Below are 6,112 nucleotides of genomic sequence, written 5' to 3'. Positions count from 1 at the left end.
TTATCAAGCAGACTGTATCGGGATGATACGGTTTTGATTGCGTTTTGCACCGCCTTCGCAATAATTGACTTTGACGTATTCTTCGACAATCTCTAAGAATTCGGCTGCGATGTTGTCGCCTTTTAAAGTCACTTTGCGTTCTCCGTCAACATAAACCGGGGCAACAGGGGTTTCGCCGGTTCCGGGCAGGCTGATGCCGATGTCTGCCAGTTTGCTTTCGCCCGGTCCGTTAACGACGCAGCCCATGACGGCAACGTTTAAAGATTCTACACCGGGGTAAAGGGTGCGCCATACGGTCATTTTTTGGCGAAGGTAATTTTGTACATCTTGGGCAAGCTCTTGGAAGACTGTGCTGGTGGTGCGTCCGCAGCCCGGGCAGGCGGTAACCATGGGGGTAAACGAGCGCAGTCCCATGGTTTGTAGAATTTCTTGGCCGACGATGACTTCCTGCGTGCGCGAACTGCCGGGTTCGGGAGTCAGGGAAATGCGGATGGTGTCGCCGATGCCTTCTTGAAGCAGTACGGCCAAGGAGGCAGTCGAAGCGACAATGCCTTTGCTGCCCATACCTGCTTCCGTCAAGCCTAAGTGGAGCGGATATTGGCAGCGGCTGCCCAACTCGCGGTAAACCTGAATCAAATCTTGAACGGAGCTGACCTTGCACGACAAGATGATTTTGTTTTCAGGCAAACCTAATCGGACGGCTTTTTCAGCAGATTCCAACGCCGAAATAATCAAGGCTTCTTTCATGATTTCTTCGGGAGGTTTGGGCGATGAGGACGCCAGATTGGCATCCATCATGCGCTTGGCGAGGCTTTGGTCAAGCGAACCCCAGTTGACGCCGATACGGACGGCTTTGTCGTTTTCGGCGGCAGTCCGAATCATATAGGCAAATTTTTCATCGCCTTTTGCGCCTTTGCCGACATTGCCGGGGTTGATGCGGTATTTGGACAAGGCTTTGCCGCACTCGGGAAATTCCGCCAACAGACGTTCGCCATTGAAATGGAAGTCGCCAATCAGCGGGGTGGTGTAACCCATGTCGTCCAAACGTTGGCGGATTTCGGCAACTTTGGAGGCGGCTTCTGGGCTGTTGACGGTAATGCGCACCATTTCTGAGCCTGCATCGCTCAATTCTTTGACTTGCAGGGCGGTTGCTTTAGCATCTGCGGTGTCAGTATTGGTCATCGATTGTACGACAACGGGTGCATCCGAACCGACGGTGAGATGATCGATTTGTACTTGATGGGTTTGACGGCGTTTGGGTGTGTTCATCTTTATTTTTTTCCTGCTACAAAGGAAGCTGATTTTTCACCGGCAACCCGGTATTCTGCCAGATTGATGGTTGTCCCGCCGTAATTGGCTTGTGCGCCTGTGGCAATACCGATCCAGACATTGTAGGGCGCACCGCCTTTAAAACGCCTTTCGCTTCCTGCGGGAATGATCCGGCTGAAAATCATGGTACCTTTCTTGTCGGTGATAATCAGATTGCTTCGGTATTGGACTTTAATCCAAAGCTCGTCTGAATCGACTTTGACTTCAGGTGCGGATGCCGCTGCTTCGGATGCGGCGACACTTGAAGCTGCTTTTTCGGCATTGGATATTTCTTGTTTGCCGTTTTCTACCATATTGGAAACGGCAACATTTTCTTTTTTCAAATCCGGCGTCTGCATACTGTTGCGTACTGCATCGCTGTTTTGCGCGACTTGTTGTTCGTTTTCATGATTGGACTTGCTTTGCCAAACATAAATACCGCCGCCAAGCAGGATGAGCGCCGCCATGCCCAAAACCCATTTGGGGAAACCGACTTTTTCACCATCTTGGTAGTTCAAGCCGGCATTTTTTTTGCGATCAACCAGATAGACATGGTCTTCTTCCGGTGCGGAAATGGCTTTCAGACGACCTGTAATGGTTGCTTCATCGATTTTCAATAGGCGGGCATAAGAACGCAGATAGCCCATAACGAAGACCAATCCTGAAAAGAAAGAATAGTCTCCTTTTTCAAGTGCTTCAATTTGTTCGGCAGACAGTTTCAACCGTCGTGCTACTTCGTCAATATCCCAACCTGATTTGTGTCTGAGTTGTCCCAGCTCATCACCCAATGATTTGGCAGCTTGAATGTCGTATTCGTTTTTCTTTTGATTTTCCATGTAGTTACTTACCTGTGGTTACTGCCTGTAATTGTTCCGAGTAGGGGAAGTTTGCCCTTAACTGGGCTTCGTATTCGTAGGCTGCCTGGCTATTACCCAAAGCGGTCGCCAATTTCCAACCCAGCAGCAAATCATCTGCCTGCAAGACATCGACTTTGCTTTGGTATTGGCGGAAATAATAGTCCGCTTCGTTTAAATTGCCTGCCAGCATTTTGGTTCTTGCCAATTCTTTAAACGCAGGCGGGAATTGAGGTTGCGCAGCCAAAGAGCGTTCGAGATAAGCTTCTGCCAGCGAATATTGTCCCATCTTCGCGCTGCAAATGCCCTTGTTGAGGTTGGCGATAAACGGAGAAGGATAAGTCGGATCGGCCAGGGCTTTGTCAAAATAACTGATGGACTGGGCAGGATTATTCATCTCGCTGCACAAGAACCAGCCGTAGTTATTGTTGATTTCCGCATTGTCAGGTTTCAAGGATAGGGCTTTTTGGAAGCTTTCCTGCGCCTTTTCGCGCACTTTGAGATATTGATAGATTTGCGCGCGAACCAGCCATGCATCTTCATTGCTGCTGTCTGCTTTCAATGCCTCTTCAATGCTTACCGTTGCTTGACGGTAATCGCCCCCGCGCATGTATTCGATAGCCAACTGGGTTTTGATATTGGCGACCTGTGTCGCACGTTCCGCTCTGCTTGGACCTTTCGGGCCGGCGCATGCGCCCAAAACCAAAGTTAAAATAATGGGTTGCCAAATGTTCAGTTTCATAATCAGCTCTGTTGTTCAACCAAAATCTGCTGCCATTTTTGTTGGCGGCGTGTTTTATCTTGTACTTGTCCTGCCAATTGACCGCAAGCTGCGTCAATATCGTCGCCACGCGTTTTGCGGACGGTTACCACGAATCCTGCCTGCTGCAAAATATCGCGGAAAACGCGGATATTTTCATTGGTAGATCGTTCGTAGCCGGAATTGGGGAAAGGATTGAACGGAATCAGATTGAATTTGCACGGTACGTCTTTTACCAGCTCAATCAGTTCGCGCGCATGTTGCGCTTTATCATTGATTCCGTCCAACATAACGTATTCAAAAGTAATGAAATCTCTTGGTGCTTTGACCAAATAGCGTTGGCATGCCGCCATCAACTCTTTCAACGGATATTTTTTATTCAGCGGAACGATTTGATCGCGCACTTCGTCGTTGGAAGCATGAAGGGATACTGCCAGCGCAACAGGCATCGCATCGCGCAGCCTGTCCATTTGCGGCACCATGCCTGATGTGGAAACGGTAACGCGGCGGCGGCTTAGGCCGTAGCCATGATCGTCCAGCATGATGCTCAGCGCAGTAACGACATTATCAAAGTTCGCCATCGGCTCGCCCATGCCCATCATGACTACATTGGAAATCACACGTTCGTTTTTCGGCGTAACGCCCATTGCTTTATTTGCCCACCACAGTTGCCCAATGATTTCGGCAGCGGTCAGATTACGGTTGAAACCTTGGCGGCCGGTAGAACAGAAGGTGCATTCCAATGCGCAGCCGACTTGAGAGGAAATACACAACGTACCGCGTTCTGCTTCGGGAATAAATACCGTTTCCACGCCGTTGCCCGTTCCTACATCCAGCAGCCATTTGCGCGTACCGTCGGTGGATTCTTGCGCCATCATCAGTTTGGGCACATCCACGCTTGCCTGTTCGTTGAGTTTCAGGCGCAGAGATTTTGCCAAATCGGTCATTTCATTGAAACTTTGCGCACCGGCTTGGTGGATCCAGCGCATGACTTGTTTGGCGCGAAACGGTTTTTCACCCATCTCGGCAAAATGATGGGTCAGTCCGTTTAAATCGTAATTCAGCAGATTGGTTTTCATGTGGTTTATTTCTTGGTAAAGCTTTTAAATAAAGGCTGCCGTTGGTTATAAGTCTTGTGAATCTGATGGAGAAGGGAGCTTCGCAACAGTCTGGAAAATTTCCCCAATCTTTTTTAGCAAACAGCTTTTATTTCCAAGCTCCTTCTATCATATTTTCAGACGACCCCCATTTGAGAAAGGTCGTCTGAAAACAGATTGAGACAAACAATATCGACAAAACCGTCCAAACGTCCGAACCGGTCGGACGTTCGAACGGCATCTATCGTTAACGCGGGCAGATTTCGCTTTGGCTGAAGAAGTAGGCAATCTCGATTGCTGCGTTTTCCAGACTGTCAGAGCCATGTACGGCGTTTACGCTGAGAGATTCGGCAAAATCGGCACGTATCGTACCGGGAGCGGCTTCCGCAGGATTGGTCGCGCCCATCAGTTCACGGTTTTTTGCAACGGCATTTTCACCTTCCAACACCTGAATCATGACAGGACCGCTGGTCATAAAGGCAACCAAACTGTCGTAAAAAGGACGCTCTTTATGGACAGCATAAAACTCTTGGGCTTCGCGTACGCTGAGATGCTTCATTTTGGCTGCGACAATACGCAGTCCGTTTTCTTCAAAACGGCTGTAAATTTTGCCGATTACATTTTTACCTACAGCATCGGGTTTAACGATGGAGATCGTGCGCTCAATAGCCATATTATGTCCTTGTTTTTATTGCATTGTACAATAGTCTGAGGTTGGGGAAAATGAACTGCTATTTTATCAAATTTCAGTATACTTTGGGAAAAGCCGCTCTTTTTTCTTCTCCTGAATCTTATTTTTTCAACGTCAGATGCGGTTGCTCCAAATAAACTTCCGATTGCATTTCCACCATACGGCTGGCGGTACGGGTAAATTCTTCGGCGAAATCGCCTTCGACATAAATATCGTTTACGCCTACCGCGCTGGTGGCACAGAGTTTTACTCGGAAATCGTACAATACGTCAATCAGCCAAGTAAGGCGGCGCGCTTCGGCTTTTTCCTGCGGCGTCAGGCGTTCCAATCCTGATACGAACACCATTTCATAATGTTCGGCCAAATAGAGGTAATCGGCTTGCGAACGCGGACCAAAGCATAAAGCGCGGAAATCGAACCAAATGGCGCGGTCGGAGTGGGCTTTATGTGGAATTTCACGCCCGTGTATTACGCTGACACCGGGATTCAGTTCGGAAATTCCCGCCATTTCTTTAAATAAAGTAGCCAATTTCTGCTCGTTTTCTTCATTGTTAGGAACGAAGAAAATCTCGGCAGGACGTAAAGTGCGCAGGCGGTAGTCTTCTCCGCCGTCAACATTTAAAACGGTCAGGCTGGATTCAATCAGCGCAATCGTCGGCAGAAAGCTGCTTCTGTTTTGACCTTGGGGATAAAGCTCGGACGGGGCATAGTTGGAAGTTGCCACCAAAACCACACCTTCGCTCAACAAGTTTTCCAGCAGGCGACCCAAAATCATCGCATCTGCAATATCGCTGACGTGAAATTCGTCAAAACATAATACGCGGGTCTCTTTGGCAATCTCAGCAGCAACTGCTTTTAAAGGGTTGGCTTCACTTTTCAAGTCTTTCAAACGCTTATGGATTTCCGCCATAAAGGCATGAAAGTGGACACGGCGTTTGCGGCGGTATGGCAAACAGCCGAAAAAAGCATCCATCAAGAAACTTTTACCACGACCCACGCCGCCGTAAAAATACAGACCTTTCGGTACTTGGGGAGAGCGCAGGCTGCGCCCTAGGAAACGATTGCGTTTGCGTTTGAACATCATTAGTTCCGTCCACAAACGATCCAAATATTCAATCGCCCGCGCCTGTGCTTCATCGCGGATGAAATTCGGTTGTTCAGCTGCCGCCTGATACCAAGTCAGCGGGCTGTGGTTTTCAAACGGAGGGGCGACAAACAGTTGACCTCTATCACTCATATCTGACCTTTATTATGTTTTTGGGTTTGACAATTATAGTGGATTAACTTTAAACCAGTACGACGTTGCCTCGCCTTAGCTCAAAGAGAACGATTCTCTAAGGTGCTGAAGCACCAAGTGAATCGGTTCCGTACTATCTGTACTGTCTGCGGCTTCGGCGCCTTG

Annotated in this window: 6 protein-coding genes; all 6 read right to left on the bottom strand. The window is 48.7% G+C overall.

The genetic code is table 11. From position 1 onward, the window contains the following. Positions 1–3: 3 nt before the first annotated feature. Positions 4–1,269, bottom strand: coding sequence for a flavodoxin-dependent (E)-4-hydroxy-3-methylbut-2-enyl-diphosphate synthase (gene ispG, locus HMPREF1051_RS06695; RefSeq protein WP_003766160.1), 1,266 nt, complete (start codon positions 1,267–1,269; stop codon positions 4–6). 2 nt (positions 1,270–1,271) lie between these two features. Beyond that, on the bottom strand, positions 1,272–2,144 hold the full coding sequence (locus HMPREF1051_RS06690; protein ID WP_003766158.1) for a helix-turn-helix domain-containing protein: 873 nt from the start codon (positions 2,142–2,144) through the stop codon (positions 1,272–1,274). Positions 2,145–2,148: 4 nt separating this feature from the next. Next, complete coding sequence (gene pilW / locus HMPREF1051_RS06685; RefSeq protein WP_003759214.1) at positions 2,149–2,904, bottom strand: type IV pilus biogenesis/stability protein PilW; 756 nt, start codon at positions 2,902–2,904, stop codon at positions 2,149–2,151. Between the two features lie 2 nt (positions 2,905–2,906). Continuing rightward, positions 2,907–4,001, bottom strand: a complete 1,095-nt coding sequence (gene rlmN, locus HMPREF1051_RS06680; protein WP_003766163.1) for a 23S rRNA (adenine(2503)-C(2))-methyltransferase RlmN — start codon at positions 3,999–4,001, stop codon at positions 2,907–2,909. Positions 4,002–4,266: 265 nt separating this feature from the next. After that, a complete protein-coding gene (ndk, locus tag HMPREF1051_RS06675) occupies positions 4,267–4,692 on the bottom strand; it encodes a nucleoside-diphosphate kinase (protein WP_003759208.1) in 426 nt (141 codons plus the stop codon). A gap of 118 nt (positions 4,693–4,810) precedes the next feature. Next, positions 4,811–5,947, bottom strand: coding sequence for a cell division protein ZapE (gene zapE, locus HMPREF1051_RS06670; RefSeq protein WP_003766161.1), 1,137 nt, complete (start codon positions 5,945–5,947; stop codon positions 4,811–4,813). Positions 5,948–6,112: the final 165 nt, after the last annotated feature.

This window comes from Neisseria sicca VK64 (genome assembly GCF_000260655.1).
Lineage (GTDB): Bacteria > Pseudomonadota > Gammaproteobacteria > Burkholderiales > Neisseriaceae > Neisseria > Neisseria sicca_B.
The sequence above is the reverse complement of the archived record's forward strand: the minus strand, read 5'-3'. Positions and strand labels throughout refer to the sequence as shown.

Bases quoted from the DNA above. Each gene is read 5' to 3' on its own strand.
- zapE (WP_003766161.1), bottom strand. From the start codon at position 5,947: ATGAGTGATAGAGGTCAACTGTTTGTCGCCCCTCCGTTTGAAAACCAC.
- ndk (WP_003759208.1), bottom strand. From the start codon at position 4,692: ATGGCTATTGAGCGCACGATCTCCATCGTTAAACCCGATGCTGTAGGT.
- ispG (WP_003766160.1), bottom strand. From the start codon at position 1,269: ATGAACACACCCAAACGCCGTCAAACCCATCAAGTACAAATCGATCAT.
- pilW (WP_003759214.1), bottom strand. From the start codon at position 2,904: ATGAAACTGAACATTTGGCAACCCATTATTTTAACTTTGGTTTTGGGC.
- rlmN (WP_003766163.1), bottom strand. From the start codon at position 4,001: ATGAAAACCAATCTGCTGAATTACGATTTAAACGGACTGACCCATCAT.
- HMPREF1051_RS06690 (WP_003766158.1), bottom strand. From the start codon at position 2,144: ATGGAAAATCAAAAGAAAAACGAATACGACATTCAAGCTGCCAAATCA.